This is a genomic window from Afipia sp. MLSD5-FHT05B12, assembly GCF_058793355.1.
Window position 1 is genome coordinate 1 of the sequence record NZ_JBXAFS010000032.1, and the last position, 21,672, is coordinate 21,672.

At 61.8% G+C, this 21,672-nt stretch carries 25 protein-coding genes; 12 read left to right on the forward strand and 13 right to left on the reverse strand.

Annotated elements, in window-relative coordinates:
* From AC1Q6J_RS22290 to AC1Q6J_RS22310, 5 genes are all read left to right on the forward strand, one after another.
* The coding region (locus AC1Q6J_RS22290) for a hypothetical protein (protein WP_492281334.1) at window positions 1–467 on the forward strand (467 nt) is incomplete at its 5' end.
* An 858-nt stretch (window positions 468–1,325) separates the two neighbouring features.
* On the forward strand, window positions 1,326–2,042 hold the full coding sequence (gene msrA, locus AC1Q6J_RS22295; RefSeq protein ID WP_492281335.1) for a peptide-methionine (S)-S-oxide reductase MsrA: 717 nt from the start codon (window positions 1,326–1,328) through the stop codon (window positions 2,040–2,042).
* A gap of 127 nt (window positions 2,043–2,169) precedes the next feature.
* Window positions 2,170–2,589: a peptide-methionine (R)-S-oxide reductase MsrB gene (gene msrB, locus AC1Q6J_RS22300; protein ID WP_492281336.1), complete on the forward strand. Its 420-nt coding sequence runs from the start codon at window positions 2,170–2,172 to the stop codon at window positions 2,587–2,589.
* 159 nt (window positions 2,590–2,748) lie between these two features.
* Window positions 2,749–3,141: a hypothetical protein gene (locus tag AC1Q6J_RS22305; protein ID WP_492281337.1), complete on the forward strand. Its 393-nt coding sequence runs from the start codon at window positions 2,749–2,751 to the stop codon at window positions 3,139–3,141.
* A gap of 342 nt (window positions 3,142–3,483) precedes the next feature.
* Window positions 3,484–3,777 carry a hypothetical protein gene (locus AC1Q6J_RS22310; RefSeq protein WP_492281338.1) on the forward strand — a complete coding sequence of 98 codons (294 nt, stop codon included), beginning with the start codon at window positions 3,484–3,486 and terminating at the stop codon, window positions 3,775–3,777.
* Between the two features lie 82 nt (window positions 3,778–3,859).
* Here the strand turns inward: AC1Q6J_RS22310 and AC1Q6J_RS22315 are convergent, their stop codons facing one another.
* The 4 genes from AC1Q6J_RS22315 to AC1Q6J_RS22330 form a co-directional block, all read right to left on the reverse strand.
* Window positions 3,860–4,411, reverse strand: coding sequence for a DUF4112 domain-containing protein (locus AC1Q6J_RS22315; protein WP_492281339.1), 552 nt, complete (start codon window positions 4,409–4,411; stop codon window positions 3,860–3,862).
* A 460-nt stretch (window positions 4,412–4,871) separates the two neighbouring features.
* Entirely contained in the window at window positions 4,872–5,072 is a 201-nt protein-coding gene (locus AC1Q6J_RS22320; RefSeq protein WP_492281340.1) for a hypothetical protein, read from the reverse strand.
* A gap of 82 nt (window positions 5,073–5,154) precedes the next feature.
* Window positions 5,155–5,931, reverse strand: coding sequence for a methanethiol S-methyltransferase (gene mddA, locus AC1Q6J_RS22325; protein ID WP_492281341.1), 777 nt, complete (start codon window positions 5,929–5,931; stop codon window positions 5,155–5,157).
* Between the two features lie 252 nt (window positions 5,932–6,183).
* Window positions 6,184–6,411 (reverse strand): hypothetical protein, encoded by a 228-nt coding sequence (locus AC1Q6J_RS22330; protein WP_492281342.1) that lies wholly within the window; start codon window positions 6,409–6,411, stop codon window positions 6,184–6,186.
* 342 nt (window positions 6,412–6,753) lie between these two features.
* Between AC1Q6J_RS22330 and AC1Q6J_RS22335 the strand changes: the two genes are divergently transcribed.
* Window positions 6,754–7,092 carry a hypothetical protein gene (locus tag AC1Q6J_RS22335; RefSeq protein WP_492281343.1) on the forward strand — a complete coding sequence of 113 codons (339 nt, stop codon included), beginning with the start codon at window positions 6,754–6,756 and terminating at the stop codon, window positions 7,090–7,092.
* Window positions 7,093–7,320: 228 nt separating this feature from the next.
* Window positions 7,321–7,539 carry a hypothetical protein gene (locus AC1Q6J_RS22340; protein WP_492281344.1) on the forward strand — a complete coding sequence of 73 codons (219 nt, stop codon included), beginning with the start codon at window positions 7,321–7,323 and terminating at the stop codon, window positions 7,537–7,539.
* Window positions 7,540–7,549: 10 nt separating this feature from the next.
* On the opposite strand, the gene AC1Q6J_RS22345 is transcribed toward AC1Q6J_RS22340, so the two are convergent.
* Both AC1Q6J_RS22345 and AC1Q6J_RS22350 read right to left on the reverse strand, forming a co-directional pair.
* Window positions 7,550–8,140: a class I SAM-dependent methyltransferase gene (locus tag AC1Q6J_RS22345; protein ID WP_492281345.1), complete on the reverse strand. Its 591-nt coding sequence runs from the start codon at window positions 8,138–8,140 to the stop codon at window positions 7,550–7,552.
* Between the two features lie 344 nt (window positions 8,141–8,484).
* Window positions 8,485–9,699 (reverse strand): GGDEF domain-containing protein, encoded by a 1,215-nt coding sequence (locus tag AC1Q6J_RS22350; RefSeq protein ID WP_492281346.1) that lies wholly within the window; start codon window positions 9,697–9,699, stop codon window positions 8,485–8,487.
* Window positions 9,700–10,592: 893 nt separating this feature from the next.
* On the opposite strand from AC1Q6J_RS22350, the gene AC1Q6J_RS22355 reads away from it, so the two are divergent.
* The 4 genes from AC1Q6J_RS22355 to AC1Q6J_RS22370 all read left to right on the forward strand — a co-directional run bounded on the left by AC1Q6J_RS22355 (window position 10,593) and on the right by AC1Q6J_RS22370 (window position 12,551).
* Window positions 10,593–10,862 carry a DUF2798 domain-containing protein gene (locus tag AC1Q6J_RS22355; protein ID WP_492281347.1) on the forward strand — a complete coding sequence of 90 codons (270 nt, stop codon included), beginning with the start codon at window positions 10,593–10,595 and terminating at the stop codon, window positions 10,860–10,862.
* A gap of 192 nt (window positions 10,863–11,054) precedes the next feature.
* Window positions 11,055–11,399 (forward strand): ArsR/SmtB family transcription factor, encoded by a 345-nt coding sequence (locus tag AC1Q6J_RS22360; protein ID WP_492281348.1) that lies wholly within the window; start codon window positions 11,055–11,057, stop codon window positions 11,397–11,399.
* Window positions 11,396–11,869 carry an SRPBCC family protein gene (locus tag AC1Q6J_RS22365; protein ID WP_492281349.1) on the forward strand — a complete coding sequence of 158 codons (474 nt, stop codon included), beginning with the start codon at window positions 11,396–11,398 and terminating at the stop codon, window positions 11,867–11,869. Before AC1Q6J_RS22360 ends, AC1Q6J_RS22365 begins: the two co-directional genes overlap by 4 nt.
* Before the next feature lie 226 nt (window positions 11,870–12,095).
* A complete protein-coding gene (locus AC1Q6J_RS22370) occupies window positions 12,096–12,551 on the forward strand; it encodes a DUF6647 family protein (RefSeq protein ID WP_492281350.1) in 456 nt (151 codons plus the stop codon).
* A gap of 10 nt (window positions 12,552–12,561) precedes the next feature.
* Here AC1Q6J_RS22370 and AC1Q6J_RS22375 read toward each other — a convergent pair whose 3' ends face one another.
* The 5 genes from AC1Q6J_RS22375 to AC1Q6J_RS22395 form a co-directional block, all read right to left on the reverse strand.
* Window positions 12,562–13,383: a lytic murein transglycosylase gene (locus AC1Q6J_RS22375; protein WP_492281358.1), complete on the reverse strand. Its 822-nt coding sequence runs from the start codon at window positions 13,381–13,383 to the stop codon at window positions 12,562–12,564.
* Window positions 13,384–13,506: 123 nt separating this feature from the next.
* On the reverse strand, window positions 13,507–14,418 hold the full coding sequence (locus tag AC1Q6J_RS22380) for a 5'-methylthioadenosine/S-adenosylhomocysteine nucleosidase (RefSeq protein WP_492281351.1): 912 nt from the start codon (window positions 14,416–14,418) through the stop codon (window positions 13,507–13,509).
* Window positions 14,419–14,544: 126 nt separating this feature from the next.
* On the reverse strand, window positions 14,545–15,522 hold the full coding sequence (mbfA, locus tag AC1Q6J_RS22385) for an iron exporter MbfA (protein ID WP_492281352.1): 978 nt from the start codon (window positions 15,520–15,522) through the stop codon (window positions 14,545–14,547).
* A 140-nt stretch (window positions 15,523–15,662) separates the two neighbouring features.
* The gene (locus tag AC1Q6J_RS22390; protein WP_492281353.1) at window positions 15,663–16,370 is read right to left on the reverse strand and encodes a hypothetical protein; all 708 of its coding nucleotides are present in this window, start codon (window positions 16,368–16,370) and stop codon (window positions 15,663–15,665) included.
* Between the two features lie 72 nt (window positions 16,371–16,442).
* Window positions 16,443–17,036: a Crp/Fnr family transcriptional regulator gene (locus AC1Q6J_RS22395; protein ID WP_492281354.1), complete on the reverse strand. Its 594-nt coding sequence runs from the start codon at window positions 17,034–17,036 to the stop codon at window positions 16,443–16,445.
* A 185-nt stretch (window positions 17,037–17,221) separates the two neighbouring features.
* Here AC1Q6J_RS22395 and AC1Q6J_RS22400 point away from each other — a divergent pair, with 185 nt between their 5' ends.
* Window positions 17,222–17,554 carry a DUF6968 family protein gene (locus tag AC1Q6J_RS22400; RefSeq protein ID WP_492281355.1) on the forward strand — a complete coding sequence of 111 codons (333 nt, stop codon included), beginning with the start codon at window positions 17,222–17,224 and terminating at the stop codon, window positions 17,552–17,554.
* A 183-nt stretch (window positions 17,555–17,737) separates the two neighbouring features.
* Here AC1Q6J_RS22400 and AC1Q6J_RS22405 read toward each other — a convergent pair whose 3' ends face one another.
* Both AC1Q6J_RS22405 and rpoD read right to left on the reverse strand, forming a co-directional pair.
* Window positions 17,738–20,089, reverse strand: coding sequence for a DUF4238 domain-containing protein (locus AC1Q6J_RS22405; protein ID WP_492281356.1), 2,352 nt, complete (start codon window positions 20,087–20,089; stop codon window positions 17,738–17,740).
* Between the two features lie 215 nt (window positions 20,090–20,304).
* A partial coding sequence (gene rpoD / locus AC1Q6J_RS22410; protein ID WP_492281357.1) for an RNA polymerase sigma factor RpoD occupies window positions 20,305–21,672 on the reverse strand: 1,368 nt, incomplete at its 5' end.

The following is a 21,672-nucleotide window of genomic DNA, read 5'->3' on the forward strand; positions in this document are numbered from 1 at the left end:
TTACGCATCGTCCGTCTCCTCGATTGGAGAACAGAACCCTAACTTATAATCGGGGGCGATTCAGGGGAGCAGGTCATGCATTAAATAGTTTTCTAGAAGAAAAGCTCGATGCAGAACCCGTTACATTGCGGAAAGTGTATACGAACTATCGATACATGCTTGAGAGCGCGGGCGTAGTTGTCAGTGGCAGACTTCAGCGTCCCGACTTCGCGCAACGTTGGTACGTCGATGCGGTTCAATTATATTGGGATCGAAAGATTTTTGATGGACAGTTATCCGGTGCGGTAACGGCACGAACATTAGAAGAGATCTTTATGTCAGATGAGATCTACAAATTGTTGGGATGTGACGAAAGCCAAGGCCGCATTTTCGTCCGTACTGCGGTTCGAGAGTATCTCGCGGAAGCATTAAACGATCGTCGCACGCAAATGCAATCGTTGCTGGATAGAGGCGTAATCGCCGCCTAGTTGCGCTATGGGCATTGACAATCAATCATTTTAGGCTTATATTCCTATTGCTTCATTCGTGAGGGGCGCTTCCGGAGGCGTTCTTGAAGTGGAATGAAGCGCGGCGCCTGCGCGATGTGGTTCGCAGCCACACGTCCGGGAGGCTGGGGTCAGCGACCGGGCCAACTACGTGGCTCTGCCTTCAGTGGCTGGACGCGGACAGGAATGAACGCGGCGAAAGCCGCCGGATCGGGGCGTGAAAGCGTCCGTCCTGTCCCGGAAGAACGCTCCCCTCGCCCAAAATCGCCGCAGATGGAGCGCCGTGAGGCGATGCGCTTCCCTTTTCGCAGAGGGAAGCGAGACATTACTTTTGCGCCTTACGGCGCTCCATTCCCCTCATCGTTGAGGGGCGTGTCAAGAAGCCCAACTCGCGCAAACGCGCGGGAACGTATCGATGTGCGCGCTGTTTGAAAGTGGCTGTTTGAAAATCGAATCGGATCGCGAGAGGCATCTCCGCACTCTCGATCGTCATCACCGGGCTTGTCCCGGTGATCCCGACGAATTGAGCATCATGCCTCGACAATCGGGATGGCCGGGACAAGCCCGGCCATGACACATCCCGTTAAGCGCACGCGCCGGGAACGGGTTAGACAAAACGCGTACCGATGCGTTGGTGCCGCAGCCAGAAACCGGCAAAATCAGCTGCGTCCATCATCCCCGTTGCGGCCGGTTGTCACCCGGCGCATGCGAAAGAACAACGCACGGGGCGGCCCGGGGTTCATGCTCACATTTTTGTGTGGAATTTTGCCGTAACGGCGGGGTCTTATCCGCGTATCTCAGGCACTGGCGGAAACGCCGAGACCATCCAAGAGGACCATCATGGATCGCACCCAGTTCCGCCGCACCGCTCTCGCCCTTACCGCCGCCGGCGTGCTGGCGCTCGGCTGGTTCACCGCGCCCTCGCGCGCCGCCGAGGAGGCCTTCATTATTCCGCCGCCGGCCGCCGACATCGCGCCCACCGAGGGCCTGAAGACATTTGTGCTCGCGGGCGGCTGCTTCTGGGGCGTGCAGGGCGTCTATCAGCACACCAGGGGCGTGACCAACGCGGTGTCGGGTTATTCGGGCGGCAAGGCCTCGACCGCGACCTATGAGGCAACCGGACGCGGCACCACCGGCCACGCCGAAGCGGTGCAGATCACCTACAATCCGAAAGAGGTGTCGCTCGGCAAGCTGCTCCAGATCTATTTCTCGGTGGTGCATGATCCGACCCAGCTCAACCGCCAGGGCCCGGACACCGGCACGCAGTATCGCTCCACAATCTTCACCTCCGATCCGGCCGAGCGGAAACTGGCTCAGGACTACATCGCGCAGCTGAGCGCCGCGAAGGTCTACAAAAAGCCGATCGCAACCACGCTCGAGCCGTTGCAGGGCTTCTATGCAGCGGAGGATTATCACCAGGACTACCTGACGCTGCACCCCAATCAGCCCTATATCGTGTTCAACGATTTGCCGAAGATCGAGAACCTGAAGAAGATCTTCGCCGAGAACTATCGCGAGAAGCCGGCGCTGGTGCGCGAGGCCAAGGCGACGAACTAAAAGCGGCGAATACGGTTGCCGCCGATGGCGACCGGCGTTCGATCCGGGAAACAAGAGCGGCGGACCTCGAAAGGTTCGCCGCTTTGATGTGAAACACACCGACGAACCAGCGAAAGGAGCTAGCGAAGTGACCGACATCAAGACGAAGACCGGCTCCGGCACGATCCAGAAATCCGAGAGCGAATGGCGCAAGGAACTGACGCCGATGCAGTACGCCGTGCTGCGCGAGAAGGCGACGGAGCGGCCGTTCACCGGCGAGTACGACCATTCGTTCGATCCGGGCACCTATGTCTGCGCCGGTTGCGGGCAGCCGCTGTTCGAGTCCGGTGACAAGTTCGATTCCGGCTGCGGCTGGCCGGCGTTCTCCGCCCCCGCCGCGCAGAGCAGCGTCGCGGAGGAGCGCGACGTGTCGCACGGCATGGTGCGCACCGAAGTGCTGTGTTCGAAGTGCCAGGGCCATCTCGGCCACGTCTTCCCGGACGGGCCGGGGCCGACGGGACTGCGCTACTGCATCAATTCCGCGGCATTGAAGCATCAGCCCAAGTAAACTCGGAGAAAACCCGCCGCCATTTCGAGAAAAATTTAGACCGCGCGGCTTGTCAAAGGCCGCGCGGCGCTTATCTCCCGCTTCCCGTTTGCATGCAAACGACAACGGAACGCCAGCAAGAAACGCTCCCAAAGAACTTCTGCATTCTAGGAATTCGCCATGTCCACCAGATCGCGCCAGACCGTGCTGGCACTCGGCCTTGCCGGCCTTCTCGCCGACGCCGTGGTCTCCCACCCGGCCTTCGCCGTCAGCAGGGTCACGCTGTTCAAGGTCGTCTCGCCGCAGAACGAAGTCGTGATCGGCCTCACCAGGGCCGAGCTTGCGCAAATGCAGGGCCGGACTCCCGATGCCGTTGAAAAGGCGCTGCGCGGCGCCGGCGCGCTTCAGGTCTGGCAGTACGGAGTCCGCCGCGGCATCAGCGGCGTGCCGGAGCAGGCGCCGGTCCGCAAGATCGAGATTTCCGCCGACCCCAACACCCGCATCGAGCATTACACGACCCCCCTCAAGGTGGTGTCGATCATCGATGAAATCATGACCGAAGCAATCCAGTAGCGCGTCGGCGGGCGCGTCCGCCGCTCCCACGCCGTCCGGCTTTCGCCCGGTAAAATCCGCCAGAATCGCGTCCTGCAAAACGCTCAAACCGCCATGCAAGCCCCGAGCCGCTGTGACGCGGATTTCATCACCTTCTAATGCATTGAAATTCAAGCGCTTATTCGGCTCGCCCGCACCCGCGCCAGGCCATTCATCATAGGCCGCATGACGGGTCGCAATTGGCGAAAAAAGGCCTATATTAGAGTTTCTTCTGGAATGAATGACACAGGCCGCGCGGCTCTCCCGAGGGACCCGCCTCCGGCCGTCCGTTTCCATCGAATCCCAATCGAGAAGGCCGAGACCATGGCTGCGTTCAATTACAACACCGAAGCCGAACTCTTTCCTGCGGCGATCCGCAAGAAAAAGCGCGCCGGCTTTGCCTACCGCCGGTTCCCGACCGCAGCCGAAGCCGTGCAGTTCGCGATCGAACAGCTTCCCGCCGACAGCCTGAACGGGGCGTACCTCCAGGTGGACGAGGCCCGCTTCGACCAGAGCGGAATCCGCACGCTGTATGAGAGCGAAGCGTTTCCGCTCGAGCGCAACCGGCCGGAGCCGGTGGCTGCACCCGAGGACGAGAAGCAGACCGCGACGGGCTGATGCCGCGCGAGCTCCTTTAACGCTCCATCGTAACAACGCAACGACATCACCGCGTTCCTCAAGCTCACGTTCCTGTTGGCCGTCAGGCTCTCGGCTGCTTGTCCATCCAGCGCTTGAGGATGCGCATGTTGCGCACATTGGCGCGGAACATCACGTCGAACGCATCGCCGGCGAACGGCACCAGGCCCACCACGCCGTCCAGCGCGACATTGCCCAGCATCCGCGCCACCATATGCTTCGGCGCGCCGAGCGCCCTCGCCTCGCGCACGATCCACAACGAGATCGCCGTGGTGAGGAGATCGCCGATCACCGGCACGAGACCGATCAGACCGTCGATGCCGTAGCGGATGCTGGTGCCCGGCAGCACGAAGGCGACGTCGAGCAGCTTTGACAACGCATCGATCCGCGCGAAGCGCTGCTCGCGCGTGAGCGGCCCGAATGAAATGCCGCCGAGCGCGCCGGACAGATTCTGGAAATCCGCGCCCTGGAAACTGAAACCGCCCGCGCCAAACGCCCCCGACGCGCCGGAGCCGCCGGGATGCACTTCGTTGCCATCCTGATCGATGATCGGCGGCCGCCGCGTGCCGCTGGCGCGGGGCTTCGCGGTACGGTCGATAAAGATGTCGTCGGTCATTCTGGCGCTCGTCATGGTTGCCGGCACCCCGTTCTAGCACAGGCCTGCGCGGTCTTCGCGCAGGAAGCAGCCCTACATAGGGACGCGCGTTCGCGGCGCAAGTTGCCCGCCTGCCCAAATGCCCGGCGAAATGTCGCATCGGCGCGGCGCCTCACCAGACACCGATCCGCTCCAGCCGCAGCAAAACGATTTGCCGCATGTGGGCGTTGACGCGCGCGATGATGCGAAGGATGAAGCAAAATCTCTGCAGAAGATTGGCTAACCGCCCAAATAGACAAGGACGACTTTCGTGCTAGCGCTCATCCTGACTTAGTGCATCGACCACAATGCTATCAACGTCGGAATGACCACACATCACTCTGCGTGACCGCTTACATCCGAACCCTTGATCTCTATTCCCTCGCGCGCACCCGCCGCAGCGCCTTCGACCCCATCGGGCTTCTGCCATTCGCCCTCGCAACTATTCTTCGTCCGTGCGGGAGCTTTCAGCCTGAGCAGGAAGTCCGGGCCGCAACCGGTCGTCACCGCCGGCGCGCTTGTCAGCCGCGCGATGGATCTCAACGATAGAATTCGCCAGCGCGCGCCGTCGTAGCGCGTCCTGTACGGCTTGCAGGGTTTGGGCCAGACCTTGCGGCATGTCGGCGGGATCGTTGGACGACATTGACTCCTCCGGGTGGCGTTTGTACGGGCCACCAAAAGCGGCGCGGCACGAGGAGGCTTGCGGCCTCCTCGTGCCGCTGGTCCTATCTGATGCCGGGAATCAGCATCGCCACGTGCGCGCGATAGCGGCGGTATTCGTCGCCGAAGAAGGCGATGAGATCGCGCTCCTCCAGATAAATGCCGACGAAGATGTAGGCTGTGGTGACGGCGGCGAAGAGGAGATGTCCCGCCGTCATGGTCGGCGTCGACCAGAACGCGATGATGAAGCCGAGATAGATCGGGTGCCGGATCAGGCGATACAGGCCCGGCGTCCTGAACTTCATCGGCGCGACAGCGCGTCCGGCAAAATTACTGACCACCTGCGTCAGGCCGAACAGCTCGAAATGGCTGATCAGGAACGTGCTGTAGAGAACGATCAGCCAGCCCAGCACCATGCCGCCGATGGCGAGATCGGCGAGGATCGGGGTCTGAATGTCCCAGACGATGGCCGGGATCGGCCGCCACTGCCAGAACAGCAGCACCAGCACGAGGCTCGCCGTCAGCACATACGTGCTGCGCTCGATCGCCGGCGTCGCGAACCTCGCGAACAGCCGCTTGAAGCCCTGCCGCGCCATGCCGCTGTGCTGGACGGCGAACAGCGACAGCAGCACGAGATTGATGCAGACCGCGTTCAGCGCCGAGGTCTCGGCGCCGGTGTCGATCGTCTTCGGCACCATCAGCCGCGAGACGAAGCCGACGGCATAGAGAAACGTGCCGAGGAAAATCAGGTAGGACACGACGCCGTAACACAGGGCCAGTGTCCTCGTCGCAAAATTGCCAAACGCCGCATGAGGGCTCTGCCCCCCTTCGATGGCCGACATGATCATTATTCCTTCTCTTGGAAATTCCGGGTCCTGAAATGTGGGTGCGCTGTGCCGCGTCCGATGCTGCCGCGACCAATGCCGCGAGGCTTCGGCTCACAGGCACGCGAAAGCCGGCGCTCATTTAAGCGCGGCTGCCTGTGAGCGTGTGTGAAGCAGCTCACAGTCCAGGGCTTTGCGCCCGGCAGGCGGGATCACTGTGGCGTGAGGGGACGCTGTTGTGGAACGAGAGCGGCGGCAATGCCGCGCGCTTTAAGCCACATGCTTCGGCATCTCGATCCCCGGCAGCGGCTGCTGCTCTTCCGGCTCGGCTTCGCGGATGCTGAAGCCCTGCTCGAGTATGCGCTCGGGCTTTCCGGTCTCGTCCTGAATCAGCGCGTCGACCACAAGGCCGGCATCGTCGGCGTATTGCCAGACATCGTTCTCGGTCGGCAGCGCGCGGCTGATCTGATGGTCTTCCACAAACAGGGCATAGGGCATGGCTCGCTCCTTCGGCCCGCCGCCGCGAGGACTGATGGCCGCCGCGGCCGCTAATCCCGGCCACTGTCAACGCTGGAGCCGCTTGCTAGTTCAAGACCATGCCGAACATGAGCAGGACCGCCAGCCCGGCGAAGGCATAGCGAAGCGGACGGTCTTCCGCGATCTTCTCGATCAGCTTCATCAGTGAGCCCTCTTTGCCCCGTCAAAAAAGACAAAACCGTGGCAGCCTGTTCGTTCCACTCCCGTTCATCTTATTTCCGGCAGGTTGCCGTTCACCGCACAGGCCAGGGAACTTTCTCAACGCTGGCCGGTTGGTAGCGCGGTCAGATGAGGATTGAGGTCATGAAAAAGATTGCAGTTGCATTGGCAACGGTCGCGACCGTCGCCGTGATGTCCGCTCCCGCCGCCGAAGCCCGCGGCGGGCGTAACGCCGCGATCGGATTCGGCATCGCGGCCGGCGCGCTCATTGCCGGCGCCGCGGCGGCCAACTCGTACAACTATTACGGCGGTCCCGCTTATTACGGCAGCCCGGCCTATTACGGCGAGCCGGATTACGCCTATGGCGGGCCGGTCTATGCCGAGCCGGTCTACGGACCCGGCTATTATCGCGCGCGCGCCTATCAGCGCAATCACAGCAACGATCCGAACCCGGTGGATATGAATCCGTACAATCCCTGGTAACAGCCAGTTGCGTTTTGACGAAAAGCCCGGAGCCTGCTCCGGGTTTTTTGTTTGCGCGTGTTTCGCTCAGGCACTTCTTGCGCGCAGCGACACGCGTTTGAGTGTGCCGCGGCACGAGCGTTGGCGTTGGCGAATTGTGTGCGGCGAATTGTGTACTCGAATTGTTTGCTTGACTGCGCAGGAACAAAAAGAGAACATGCGCGCCACTCGTCAATACGGAACATCGTCATGTTGGACAGACTCGCCTCCGGCCCGCTGCCGGAATCCGAGCGGCTGGATGCTGCCGCGGATCAAGCCATCGCGGCCTGCGGCGGCGACATGCGCTCAACGATCCGCGCGCTGATCCTTGCCAACGAATTTCTCGAATACGAACTCTGCGAGATGTTCAAGGCGGTGACCAACGGACGCGGCAAGCTCGCCGGCGGCCGGGCCGACTGGTTCGATTGACGGCGCCGCCTCACGCGAACACGGCGCCATAGTGATAGGACGGCAGTTCGACCAGCCGCACGAGTTTCAGCCCGGCGGCCTCCACGGACTGGATGGTCTGCTGCGGCGTCAGCCGGAGTTCGGTCGCCGGCCCGCGCGGCTCGCCCAGAACAGTGGTCTCCTCGCGCGGACGCGCGTGCCAGTTCACGATGGCAAACTGGCCGCCAGGCGCCAGCGTGTCGCGGACGGCGCGGGCCAGCCGCGTCCGGTCCGGCACGCCGTGAAACACGTTGGCGAGGAAGACGAAGTCGGCCTTCGACGGGACCAGTGCCGCGATGTCGTAGGCATCGCCGGTGATGAAACTGCAATTCGCCGCGCCGCTCTCTTTGAGGCGCACGCGCGCGATGTCCAGCAGTTGCCGGTCGAGATCGATCAAGGTGACGTGACGCGCGACCTGCGCGATTTTCAGGGTGAACCAGCCGTCGCCCGAGCAAAGGTCGATGACATCCATTCCGGGCCGGAGTCCCACCACTTCGAGCACCCTGGCAGGGTCAGGCCACAGCGCCTCCCACCAGCCCGGATCGGGCATCCCTGTCCCTTCGAAAAATCCCGGCAGCGTCATGGCGTCCCTCTGCTCTCACAGAGTGGCTGTCCGGCAGAGCGGCCGTCAAGAGAGACGCCGGACCTTGCGGCCCGGCGATGAGATTCCGCAATCGAGATCGGGAATTCAGGATCGGGGTTTTCCGGCTACTTCTTCCCGCCCTTGCTCTGCTGATAGCTGGAGCCAGCGCCCTTCGGCGCGTTCTTGTCCGCCTTCGGCTTTTTCTTTTCCTTGTTGCCCTTGTCCTTGCCTTTAGCCATCGCGTCCTCCTGTTGCCGTCCGCCGAGCCTAACAGGTTACGATCAGGCGCGCCGGAAAAGATGCCGCGTGAGGCATCAACGATGCTTGAGAGGTTCAGGAAAGGATCAGGCGGACTTGCGCAGCGCGGGCTCGGCCTCGAGCGGCGTCGCGTCGAACACAGCATAGCCGTTCTTGCCGTCCTTCTTGGCGGTGTAGAGCGCGCGGTCGGCCGCGGCCAGGAGACGCTCGGCCTGCAATCCGATCTCGGGCCGCCACTGCGCGACGCCGATCGACGCCGACAGCGCCAGCGGCGCGCCGTTCCACTGCACCGCCTCGCCCTGGCAGGATTCCAGCACATGGCGAGCGACCATCGCGCCTTCACGCAATGTGGTCGCAGGCAGCACCACGCAGAATTCGTCGCCGCCCATGCGCGCCAGAAGATCGCCGGTGCGCAGCCGGCTGCATGCCGCGTTCGTGAACAGCCGCAGGCATTCATCGCCGGCGGCATGGCCGTGGCCGTCGTTGATGTCCTTGAAGCCGTCGAGATCGATCATCAGAAGCGCGAACACCTCGCCGCCGCGGCTGGAGCGCGCGCATTCCTCATCGAGCCGCGCCAGCAACTGGCGGCGGTTCGCCGCGCCGGTGAGATCGTCGAACAGCGCCAGATCCGCGACCTCGGCGCGCAGCCGGTCGATCGTCATCAGCAGGAAGCCGAAATTCCACATCATCGACAGGAACACCAGCCCCAGGATCAGGACCGCCTGAAACTGGTTGAAATCGATCAGCGACACCGGGCCGCCGACATGCAGCAGCGCCGCGATGGAGCGCACGATATACACGGCGATCATCAGGATCGCGATATAGCCGGACATCCGCGCACCGGGATGGGCGTGTCCGTTGCGGCGGGAAAGCAGCAGCGGCAGCGTCATCGCGATCGGCACGGCCTGGCAGGCCGAGTAGATCAGGATGCGCATCACCATGCTGTCTTGCCAGATGAAGTACGCCAGGCCGAAGAAATTGATCCCGACCATCGCGAACGTGAAACGCCACGACACCGGAGCGCCGTAGAAGCGCCGGATGCCCATCGAGGCAAGACAGATCGCCAAGATCAGAATGGAGCCGCCGATCAGCAGCGGAATCAGCAGAAGCACCTTGGCTTCCGGATCTATGAAGCTGCGGGTCATCGCCGCCGCGGCGCCGAGCGCGGCGACCAGCGCGCCCGCGGTCCAGAACCGCGCGGCATCGTGATTGGGATAGCTGCGGACGACGTAGACCCACACCGTCCCGATCGCGACGAAGTTGACGACGAAAACGATCCAGAGCGTCGGGACACTCAGCATGTTGGAGTCCAGGGTGCGCGATGACCCGCGTCTTGTGCCCTGTCCCCGTGGTCGATTGCCGCCCGATGCATGAACCCGCTCCTCAATCCCGCAAATGCAGGATCCGCCTCCCCCGAAGCCGGATGCATCCTTGCAGGGGCGGCCTTAACGGAGTCTGACCTGTGCCGGATAAACCGCGCCGTGGTTGTGAATTGATGAACATCGCCGCCGCACGCCCAAGTGAAAGGCAATCCGGCGCGCGCGCGGACGATCGCGAAAGCAAAACGAAAGACTTCGCTTGCTGTTAACCCTGTGCGTGCGCGGTCATCCACAGGAAAAAGCGCGGGCGATGTCACCAGGTCGGCACATTGCTGAAAAACAGGCGACAAATTTCGGCGAATCGGTTCGGATCGAAATCGAGGCTGCGCACTGGCCTATCGCCGAGCATGCCTCGTGACGTTGACGTCAACTCGAACCCATGAGGATGCCATGGCGAAGAAAGCCAAGAAGGCGAAGAAGGCAGCGAAGAAGACAGTGAAGAAGGCCAAGAAGGCCAAGAAGAAGTAGTTTTATTGATTTGAAGTGGCTCGGGCGGAGTCGCTTCGCCCGAGTCGCCGGTTTGAGGCAGTTCGCAAAGTCATCCGTGAAACCTGAAGCCCGCGCCGCCAGCGTCCGGCAGCTTTCCTCCCAGATATCTCTCACTCCAGAGATGATCCGCTTTTCCCCGCGGCGCTTGAATCCCCCAGCCGATCCCGATAAGACAGCCTCGCGCATCGCGCCGTAAGCGTCTCACGTCAGGCAACGCATTCAACTGAGGCTGACCGCCCGGAGGAATGCCATGACCCGCAGGACGCCTGCACCACCGTCATCGCCTGTCTTCCGCGATCGGCCGGCCGTTTCCCAAGAGTAATCTGATGAAAACCCCTTCCCAACCGCGGTCGCGCGGCAAATTGCCCGCGCGTTACGCGCCCATTGTCATGCCGCTGGTGCTGTCGGTGCTGATGACCTTCGTGGTCTCGGCGATTTCAACGCTGAAGAGTCTCGGCTTCACGCCGGCTTTCCTCGCCACCTGGCCCGCCGCCTGGGCGATCTCATGGCTGGTGGCGTTCCCGACCCTACTCGCGGTGCTGCCGCTGGTGCGGCGCATCGTTGCGCTGGTGGTCGCACCGCCGCCTTCCAACTGAATTCGGTCGATGTGAGTTGAAACAGGCTTGCAGCCCGCAAGGACTGCTCCCTCTCCCCCAAAGCTCGTCGAAGACGAGCGTAAACGCTCTTATGGGGGAGAGGTGAAGCAAAGCCTGACGTTCATTCACTGCGGCCACGCGCCGCAATACTTAGTCATTGACCTAACTGTTAGCATTGCTATAGTTAGGCACATGACTAACCAACAAAGCCGCCTCAACGATACGTTCCACGCACTCGCCGATCCGACCCGGCGCGCGGTGCTGGCAAGGCTGACGTCCGGTCCCGCCACTGTCAGCGATCTCGCGCAGCCGTTCAGCATGGCGCTGCCGACGTTCCTCCAGCATCTCAAGGTGCTGGAAGAATGCGGTCTCGTGAAATCGAAAAAGGCCGGGCGGGTGCGGACCTGCCAGCTCAAACCCAGACCGCTCGAAGAGGCACAGGACTGGCTCGGCGCACAGCATACGCTCTGGGCCAAAAGGCTCGACCAGCTCGACGACTATCTCAGACACCTCAACGCCACGGAGAACCGAAAGTGACCGCGTACAAAATCGATCCGAAGCTCGATCTTGTCCTCGAACGTGAGATCGACGTGCCGCCGGAACTGGTCTGGAGGGCCTGGACCGAACCACAGCACCTGATGAAATGGTTCACGCCCAAGCCGTGGCAAACCGTGGAATGCGAGATTGATCTGCGCCCCGGCGGCATCTTCCGCACCGTGATGCGCTCGCCCGAAGGGCAGGACATGAACAACATCGGCTGCTGTCTCGAAGTCGTCGAGAAACGCAAGCTGGTGTTCACCGACGCCCTGCTGCCGGGCTTCCGGCCCCGCGACGACGGCTTCTTCACGGGCGTCGTGCTCATCGACCCCATCAAGGGCGGCACGAAGTACACCGCCTGCGCGATCCACAAGGATGAAGCCGGCCGCAAGACCCACGAGGAAATGGGCTTCCACAGCGGCTGGGGCACGGCGCTCGATCAGCTTGTCGCTTACGCCAGGACGATGTGAATGCCGATGTGAATGCCGATGTGAACGCCGATGCGATCGCCGAGCGGGAATGCTGCGCGTCGAACGAAAAAGGGCAGCATGCGTGCTGCTCTTTTGTTTTTTCCGGTACCGCATCCGGAACTGCAAGTCCCCCGTAAGGATGACGCATGCGCGTGAAGCAGGTCACAGTCAGGGGCCGAACAGGACTTAGTGTCCACCTGTCACCACTCCTGACGGGAGCCCGGATATGACAGCCCTGTTGACCGCAATCGCGCTTTGGCTTTCCGCCAACTTCAACCTCCCGCCCCTGAACGAGCCGCCGAAAGTCGAACTTGTCTCCCAGGCGAAGATCATGGCTATCCGCCACCAGGCTTTCAGCGTGGAGCGGCGTTACGACATCAACGCCATGCCGCCCGTGTCAGACCCGCGCGACACTGTCGCCATCTATGACGACAGCAGCCGCACCATCTATCTTCCCCTGACATGGACGGGAGGCACGGCAGCCGACCTGTCCGTGCTGGTGCATGAGATGGTGCATCACCTTCAGAACATCGGCGGCATCAAGTTCGAATGTCCGGCAGCGCGCGAGCAGCTCGCCTATCGCGCGCAGGACAAATGGCTTGGCCTGTTCGGGCAGGATCTCGAGCATACGTTCGAGATCGACCAGTTCACGCTGAAAGTCAGCACGTCCTGCGGATTCTAGGCAGCCGCGGTTACCGGCCCGCAAGGCGGTCGGCGAAATAGGCGATGGTCTTGCGATAGATCGTCGCCCTGTTCCACTCGCGCATCGCCTCGAAATTCGCGGAGCCTTCATGATAATCGGCGCCGCCGCGGAAGCCCGCGGTCCTGAGCAGGTTCGCGGTCGAGGCCAGCACGTCCGGGATGCTGTGACGCAGATCGACATGGCCGTTGCCATCGAAATCGACGCCGTACTTGATGTAGGACGACGGCAGGAACTGGGTCTGGCCGAGTTCGCCGGCATAGGCGCCGATCAGATCGCGCAACGGCAGATCACCGCGCTGGACGATCTTCAGCGCCGCCAGCAATTCGCCCTGAAACAGTTCGGTGCGGCGGCAGTCATGCGCCATGGTGGTCAGCGTGCGGATCACCGGCATCTTGCCGATGTCGCCCTTGCCGAAATCCGACTCCAGTCCCCAGATCGCAACCACGATTTCCGGCGGCACACCGAAACGCTGCTGGATGCGCGACAGCAGCGCGGCATGACGCTGCAACATCGCCTTGCCGGTATTGACCCGCCCGGCGCCGACGCGGGTCGAGACATATTGCTCGAAAGACTTGTTGAAGGTGCCGCGCTGGCGGCGGTCGAACGACAGCACCGCCGGATCCTGCGTCACGCCCGCGAACGCCTGCGAGATCACGCTCTGCGAAATCCCCGCAGCCGATGCCTCCTGCGACATCGCGGAAACGAAGGTCTGAAAATCGCCGCCACAGCGGGCGGCGAAGGTGGGGGTGGAGAGAAGGAGTGTGGGGGCAATAAGTGCGGAGAGCAAAGCGGCAAGGCGAAGTCTGAACATCATGAACTCCGTTCCAGGATGATTGCGATTCTATACCGTCATGGCCGGGCTTGTCCCGGCCATCCACGCCTTACTTTGATTGCTTTTACCGATAACCGTAGACAAAACGCGAAGTCCCGGCCCCTACTTCCCCATCCCCTTCAAAAACGCCCGCAGCACCGCGACGGAATTTTCCGACGCCAGTTTCTCGAATGTCTGCATCTCGTTCTCGCCCGCGCCGCCGCCGGCAAGATCCGACAGCGAGCGGAATGCGAGAAACGGCACGGCGTTGGTCGCCGCCACATGGGCAACGGCGGCGCTTTCCATATCCAGCACCTGCGCCTTGAAGGTGTCGAACGCCCAGGTGCGGAACGCGGCGTTGTCGACAAAGGCGGTGCCGGAGACGCCGTTGCCGCCGATCACCACCCTGGGCGGATGAATGAGACACGCCGCCTCGATGCAGCGCTTCAGCGCAACGCCTGACGTGGCTGCGCGGGCGATCCCGAACAGCTTGGCATCTACCGGAACCCAGAACTGCCGCGCGGGCTTGTCGACGCCATCGCGCGGCACCCTCACGCCGCGCGCGAAGATCATGCCGTAGTTCGGAAATTCCTGCTTCGACCACGACGGCAATTGAAAGCCCTGCGGTGTCTCGCGCGCCAGAATGGTTTCGAGATACTGGCCCCACTGCCCGGACACCACCACGTCGCCGATATTGAGCGAGGGATCGACGCCGCCGGCGATGCCGGAAAACAGGATGGCGCGCAGATTGAAGCGGTCGATCGCCATCTGCGCCGTCATCGCCGCGTTCACCATCGACACGCCCGACAGCACCAGCACGACGTCGTGCCCCTCAACGCGGCCGGTGACGAACGCGACGCCCTTCTCCTTGTGCGAGACCGGCTGCTCCACGATCGCGAGCAGCGCCTGCCATTCCGGCTCGAAAGCCGAGAACAGCGCGATGCGTGGCGCGGTGTCGATCGGCTGGCTGGCCGCGCGGGCGGAGACAGGCATCAGGACAAGAAACGAGATGAGAAGCAGGCGCGGAAGGGACATCGGGAAACTCACAGGAAGGGCGATGCCGGACACTAGCCGAAGATGCGGCTGTCTTGCTACGCGAAGTCTTCAGCGCAGCCAGCAAAGGTAGCCCGGATGGAGCGCAGCGCGTGTCCTGTCCGCCCGCTAGGCGTTACCGATGAAAATACCCGCGGCGAGCACCAGCGCGCCGCCGAGTACCACCTGAAACGCCGCGCGCAAAAACGGCGTTTCCATGTAGCGGTTCTGAATCCAGGCGATTGCCCACAGCTCGCAGAATACCACGATCCCCGCGATCGCCGTTGCCGTCCAGAATTGCGGGATCAGATAGGGCAATGCGTGGCCGAGACCACCGATGGTGGTCATCAGCCCCGACGCCAGCCCGCGTTTCAGCGGCGATCCGCGCCCGGAGATGACGCCGTCGTCATGGGCGGCTTCGGTGAAACCCATCGAGATGCCGGCGCCGACCGACGCCGCGAGGCCGACCGTGAACGTCGTCGACGTCGATTGGGTCGCGAACGCTGTGGCGAAGATCGGCGCCAATGTCGACACCGAACCGTCCATCAGGCCCGCGAGCCCCGGCTGCACCCAGGTCAGCACGAACTGACGCCGCGCCTTGTGGTCCTCGTCGTCGCGCGCGCCGCCTGCCAGCGTCGCGACCTGAAGCTCTTCCGCGCGATGCTCGTGCTGACGCTCGGCGGCGGCGAGATCGCCAAGCAGCTTGCGCGTGTCGGGATCGGTCGAGGCCTGCGCCGCGCGGACATAGAAATTCGCGGCATCGTCCTCCATCCGCTCGGCCTCGGCGCGGATGCGTTCGAGACCAAGATTTTCAACGAGCCAGATCGGCCGGCGCGAATAGTAGCCCGCCACATGCTCGCGCCGGATCAGCGGGATCACCTGGCCGAAGCGCTTCTTGAAGCGGTCGATCAGCAACTGGCGGTGGCCGTCTTCCTCCGCCGCCATCTCGTCGAACATCGCCGCCGTCGCCGGATATTGCGACCGCAACTGTTCGGCATAGGTCGCGTAGATGCGCGCATCGTCCTCTTCCGACGAGATGGCGAGCGCCAGCACCTCGGCTTCGGACAGATCGCTGAATTGCCGCCGTGCGGCGAAGCCCTGAAACATGGTCGAAACTCAATTTAGAATGATTCTAAATGAGTTTTAGCGCGAGCATGGCAAGGGTGCAATCCGCGAAATCGCGGTCGACTGAAATCTCAAACGAAAGCGGCCGGCCCGGAGGCCGGCCGCTTGGCAATGCATCCGCTTCAATGCGCGTGGATCGTGCCCTTCGCCATCGCGAGGTGATGCGGCTGATGGTGGCCGCCCTGAACCATAATTCCCATGAAGCCGAGCGCCTTGAGCTTCACCAGTTCAGCCGGGTTCGCGCTCGTGACAACGAGTTTTACGCCGTTTGGCAAATCCTCGGTCTTCGCATTCCACCCGCTCCGCGCCAGTTCGGCGATATGCGCCGGCACCATCCGCTTGATGGCGGTCAACGTGCGGCCCTCGCCGGTCACATTGATTTCCAGGCCGTTATCCAGCACGCGCTGATCGGCAGCGGCCCGCAGCGTTACTTCATTCATGTCGATGAGATGCTCCCGCAGCGTGGCGATGTCGATCTTCGACCAATCGGTCGCCGAATCGGATTCAAGAATCTGCACGACTTCCTGAATCGCGCCGAAAGCATCCTGGCCGGGCATTGCCGGCCGGCCGGACATGCCGGCGCGCTGTCCCATCATTCCATCCATGCCGCCCATACCGCCGTGCATGCCCTGCCCGCCAGGCATCATCCGGCCGTGCATGCCCTGTCGGCCGTCCATCATCTGGCCATGCATCCCTTGCTGGCCTCCCATCATCCGCTCATGCATCCCGTGCGGGCCCGGCGCCATCTGTGCAACGGCAAATGCCGTTGCCGCAACGACGCCGCCAATGATCGCAACACCGGCCAGGCCGGCTTTCCACCATGACGACATGATCAATCTCCATTCAGAGCGTGCCCTTGCAGCAAGCCTAGCCCCGAACAACGCCCATCCCTATGATCTGGATCATAGGGATGCCCTGAGACGGATGGTCTTTTCGGTGCGCTCGATCTCTCCGTCGGCCACCATTCGGGCCAGTGCGCGGTAGAAGGCTTCATGCGTGAGGCCCAGCTCGCTCGCGAGATCTTTCAAGGTTCCGCGCAGGGCAATCGTGCGTCCGTCGGCACCTGCGTTCGCGCTCAGGAAGTGCCGCACACGATCGCGCGCCGAACGGATGTTGCGCCGCTCCAGCTGGGTGCGAAGCGTCATCACCTGATGCGCCAGCATCTCCATGAAGGCCTTCGCTGCGTCGGGATCGCGCCTGAACTCGGCCAGCGTCGCGGCCTTCGGATACAGCCGCACGACCGCATCCGTGATCGCAACCGCATCGCAATGATAGACCGGCGAGAACAGCGAGGCTTCGGCAATCAGATCGCCGGCGGACGCGACATGAAGCGTGGCTTCACGCCCGCCTGCATCCACGCGCGTCAGCCGGACCCGTCCCTCGACGACTTCATAGAAACCGGCGGTCCTGTCGCCGAGCAGAAACAGCTTTTCACCGGCTGCGAGTTTCCGCTCGCGTCCGGGCGTCTTGATTACGTCAGCCTGCCGACGCTTCATTGATGATGCGAACTCCGTGGCACCAGACGCTCCCTCGCCGCGACCAGCCTGGCCGGACCATGCAACGACTCCGGAGGTCGAATCCATCCTGACACATTCTCACCAACAGACTTGTATTCTTAGCATAGTACTCGACGTGCCCACGACTGAGGCCCCGTTCCCCTCTCAGCTTTTGAGGTTCTCTTATGCTGGCGATGATCCGAACCTTGCGGCTCACAGACGAAACCGCGGCCTCCATTCCGGTGCGCGTTTTCATGCCGGTGCAGGATGATCTTGATTGGTCGTGCGCATTTTTTTCGATTGGTTGGCCGGACCGGATACTGGAACGCAAGGTATTCGGCATCGACGCCATCCAGTCTCTGGAGCTGGCGCGGCGCATGATCGGCACTGAGTTATATGCGAGCGCGTATCACAAGGCCGGGCGGCTGATGTGGCTGAAGCCCGGCGCTGGCTATGGGTTTCCGGTGCCCAATACGATCCGCGATATGTTGATAGGTGAAGATCGGGAGTATTTGTAAGAAGCGATTCAGGAAGCAATATCACCGCAGATGGGCGCACCCTTTGTACAAGGAGTGAGCCTTGCCCCGATCCTGCGCCCTGAACACTCGCCCCCGGACGGCGCCGCCGCGTCCACCGCATCCCGCCCCGCGACTTGTGACGATCGCGAGCCGCCCCTCGTTGAGTGGGATGTCAGTCGGCTTTCAAGGCTGCCCGTCATTTCGCGGCGAAAGCGAGCCCTTAGCGCCCACCAAAAGCTCATCGGCAGACTTGATGAAGAACGCCATCGGTACGCTCGATAAATGCCTTTCCGAACTCGACATCAAAAGCAGGCGGTTGACCGTATTGTCCTGAATGCCGCCCGGAGGGAAAATGCATGAGATGCACCCTTCCTTCGCGAACACACCCGACTTTTTGAATTCGGTCTGCATCGTGGCATGCGCTCTGGCGAACCGGCTGACAAACTGCGCCTCGCGATTGGGTTTCGCCCCGCGTTCTCCGAGATTGGAAAGGTACTTGAACAGGTCTCGGAACAAATCCGAACACCCTCCGCTAGCCCTGTTCAAGGCCGTGGTCACAACGTCCGTCGCACTCTGCGGGAACGCGAATTTCGAGCGCTCGATGTTAGCCACGAGTGGAGCAAGGCCGGGGGTAGCCGCCTTGTATCGCTGTCGGACCGCGCCTTGGACCTCGCGCCAACGGAACGGACTATCCGTTACGATGCAAGCACCCGTCGCCTGGGCCAAATACATCGTTATCTCGAAATTGGGGACGAGCTTATACGCGGTCATCTGGCCATTGCCCTTTCCGCCCTCCGGAGAACCTTCTTGAAGGACGGCTAGGGGATCGCGCTCTTTCATCCGCTCGAACGCGTACATGGTCGCTTCGATCTCTTCATCGCTGATGTCCAGCTTCATCGTGCGCAGCTTCCTGCGCATCGAGTCGGGCGGCATGACGTGCATGACGCTGCGCTGATGGTCCTCTTTCATCGTCTTCATCAGGCGGTGGTCATCTTTTGGGCCGACCCGCAGGTCACGGGCGCTCGCCATATTCATCATCTGCTCGCGGAGATGGAAGTCGAAATCACATGGGTCCGGGATCAGGTTGACCAAGCCGAGTTCGACGAGCGGCATCACGTTCAGGAAAAACATAATCGTCTTCAAGAATTCCTGCCGATACGACTTCGGGTCCTCGGTTGGGCGCAACTCCTTTTTCATGACACCGGGATGGATAAACGGGTGCGCTACGATCAGCTCGCCGAAGTACAGGGGGGCAGCCAAAGCGAAGTCCGTGATCGAGGACGGGTGGATAGATCCAGTGTAGACCGCACGAGCCTCGCCGTCCGGCTTGGGCAGCAGCGCGAGCAGATCGGTCTCGAGCGGCCATAGCCCTTCGTAGAGACTGTAAACCTTGCCGATCTTCTCATCGGTCAGTTCGCGGCGAATCTGCACCCAGTCCTTCCCGGACTCGAGCTCCAACACGTTCACGATCGCGTTCTGGAGCATCAAGTTGCGCTCTCGTATGCTCTTTTCGTTCCAAGCCGGCCGCAGTGCCTCCAGCTTGGACTGACAGCACTCTTTGAATGATTTCCCTCGCCCGCACCCGCAGTAGTCGCTTGGCCGCAACGGCTTTTCGGGCGACTCCTTGATCAAGAACTCTCGCGGCTTCTCAGTCCTGCCGAACTCATCCTGGTAGTGGACATCGCCACTCTCGTACTTCACGAACATTTCGCCGCCGAAATGGAACGGGGCGCCCTTCGGAGGAAAGAGGGTTTTCTGGAGTTCGCTCCAAGACTGCGTTACGGTCTGTTCCGGGTACAGCCACTCCTTGCGGCCAGCGCCAACAAAGCGGCGCGCGCGCTTCTTGATGATGAAATTGATCTCCGCAACCTCTTGCGCGTTGAGCTTCCGCTCACGGATAAACGCGTCGATCCTTGTTAAAGACTGCCGATAGTTGCGCGGAAAGGTCCTCTTCTGCAGCGGGTTGGTGCTCGGGTCCTTGGCGTACTCCAGGTTCGTAAGGATTAGGCAATGGTCCCGGTCCATCGGGTAAAGCGTCTGCGAACCCCGCAGTGCTATTCCGGGATCAAGCGGATATGCACACGCGCTATCAGTGGGATGGATCGCGTGGTTGTAGATCGTCACGGGATGGTCGCTCGTGATGAACTTCACATCAGAACCTTCGGCAGAGACAATCTCGCGCACGCCACCGACCCAGATCGTGCAGTGCAGGGTGCGGATGCCCTGCATCTCGAACATTAACTCGTTTTGCGTGAGGGCAGGATATTGGGCCTTGAGCCAGTCCAAGCCCTTCGGCGTGCGGATTTTCTGGATATCGAGAAACTCGAAGAAGTCTTGGAAATGGTCGTGCCATTCCCGCATATCTTTACCGAGGAAGGCGCGGACGGCTTGCGATCCTCTTGTGTCAATATCCACAAATAGGCGGCGCTCAATCTCGTCGTTGACAGAAGCGCCGAAAAACGTGGAATACAAGTCCCTCTGGCAGAAAGCCTTAGAGGCCGGCATATCGTTCCACACGCTGTTGTGGGTGATCACTCGGCCGTCCGATAGGACTCGTTGGTCTGGAGTCAGGTCGACATAGGCAAGCGACTTCCGATCAGGCTCAAAGAACCCTTCTTGATACCATCGCGGGACATAATGGTTGTTTCTCGTTAACGACATTGCTGCTGGTTGCCCCATCGCTAATCAATTAGTTCTAAAGAAACGGCGGCCTCTCGGCCGCCGTTTCTGTTTCAACAAATGATCTTCGCTCAATTATCCAAAAAGCTCCGCAGCTTCCTTGACCGCGACGGATGCTTCAGCTTGCGCAGCGCCTTCGCTTCGATCTGACGGATGCGCTCGCGGGTTACCGAGAACTGCTGGCCGACTTCTTCCAGCGTGTGGTCGGTGTTCATGCCGATGCCGAAGCGCATGCGCAGCACGCGCTCCTCGCGCGGGGTGAGCGAGGCCAGCACGCGGGTCGTGGTCTCGCGCAGATTGCTCTGGATCGCCGCGTCGATCGGCAGCACCGCGTTCTTGTCCTCGATGAAATCGCCGAGGTGTGAATCTTCCTCGTCGCCCACCGGGGTCTCCAGCGAGAGCGGCTCCTTGGCGATCTTGAGAACCTTGCGCACCTTCTCCAGCGGCATGCCGAGCTTTTCGGCGAGTTCTTCCGGGGTCGGCTCGCGGCCGATCTCGTTCAGCATCTGGCGCGAGGTGCGCACGATCTTGTTGATCGTCTCGATCATATGCACCGGAATGCGGATGGTGCGCGCCTGATCGGCGATCGAGCGGGTGATGGCCTGACGAATCCACCACGTCGCGTAGGTCGAGAACTTGTAGCCGCGGCGGTATTCGAATTTATCGACCGCCTTCATCAGGCCGATGTTGCCTTCCTGAATCAGATCGAGGAACTGCAAACCGCGGTTGGTGTATTTCTTGGCGATGGAAATCACGAGGCGCAGGTTGGCCTCGACCATTTCCTTCTTGGCCTGACGGGCTTCGCGCTCGCCCTTCTGCACGCCGTGAACGATCTTGCGGAATTCGCCGATCTCAAGGCCGGTGAGGCCCGCGAGCTGCTGGATCTCGTGGCGCAGTTCCTTGATGCGGTCCTTCTCCACCGCGACGAAATTCTTCCAGCCCTTGGCGGCCAGTTTCGAAACGCGGTTGAGCCAGCGCGGATCAAGCTCCGAGCCCTGATAGTTGCGCAGGAAGTCTTCGCGGCCAACGCCGTGGCTGTCGCCGAGACGGAACAGGCGGCCCTCGAACGACACCAGCTTCTTGTTGATGTCGTAAAGCTGCTCGACCAGCGAATCGATGCGCGCCTGGTTGAGCCGCAGCGACTTCACCTCGACGACGATTTCGTCCTTCAGCTTCTTGTACTTGCGTTCCTGAGCCGGCGAGAGCGTCTCGTTCTGAAGCTGGTTCTGGATGTCCTGCTCCTGCAGGCGGCGCAGCTTCTTGTACTCGCTGGCAATCTTGTCGAAGGTCTCGACCACCTTCGGCTTCAGTTCGGCCTCGATGGCAGCGAGCGACATCTGGTTCTCGAACTCGTCGTCCTCGTCCATGTCCGCTTCGGCGGCGGTCTCGCCGGCATCCTTCGCGGCGCCGTCGCCCGCGGGCGCGGGGCGGAACGGCGT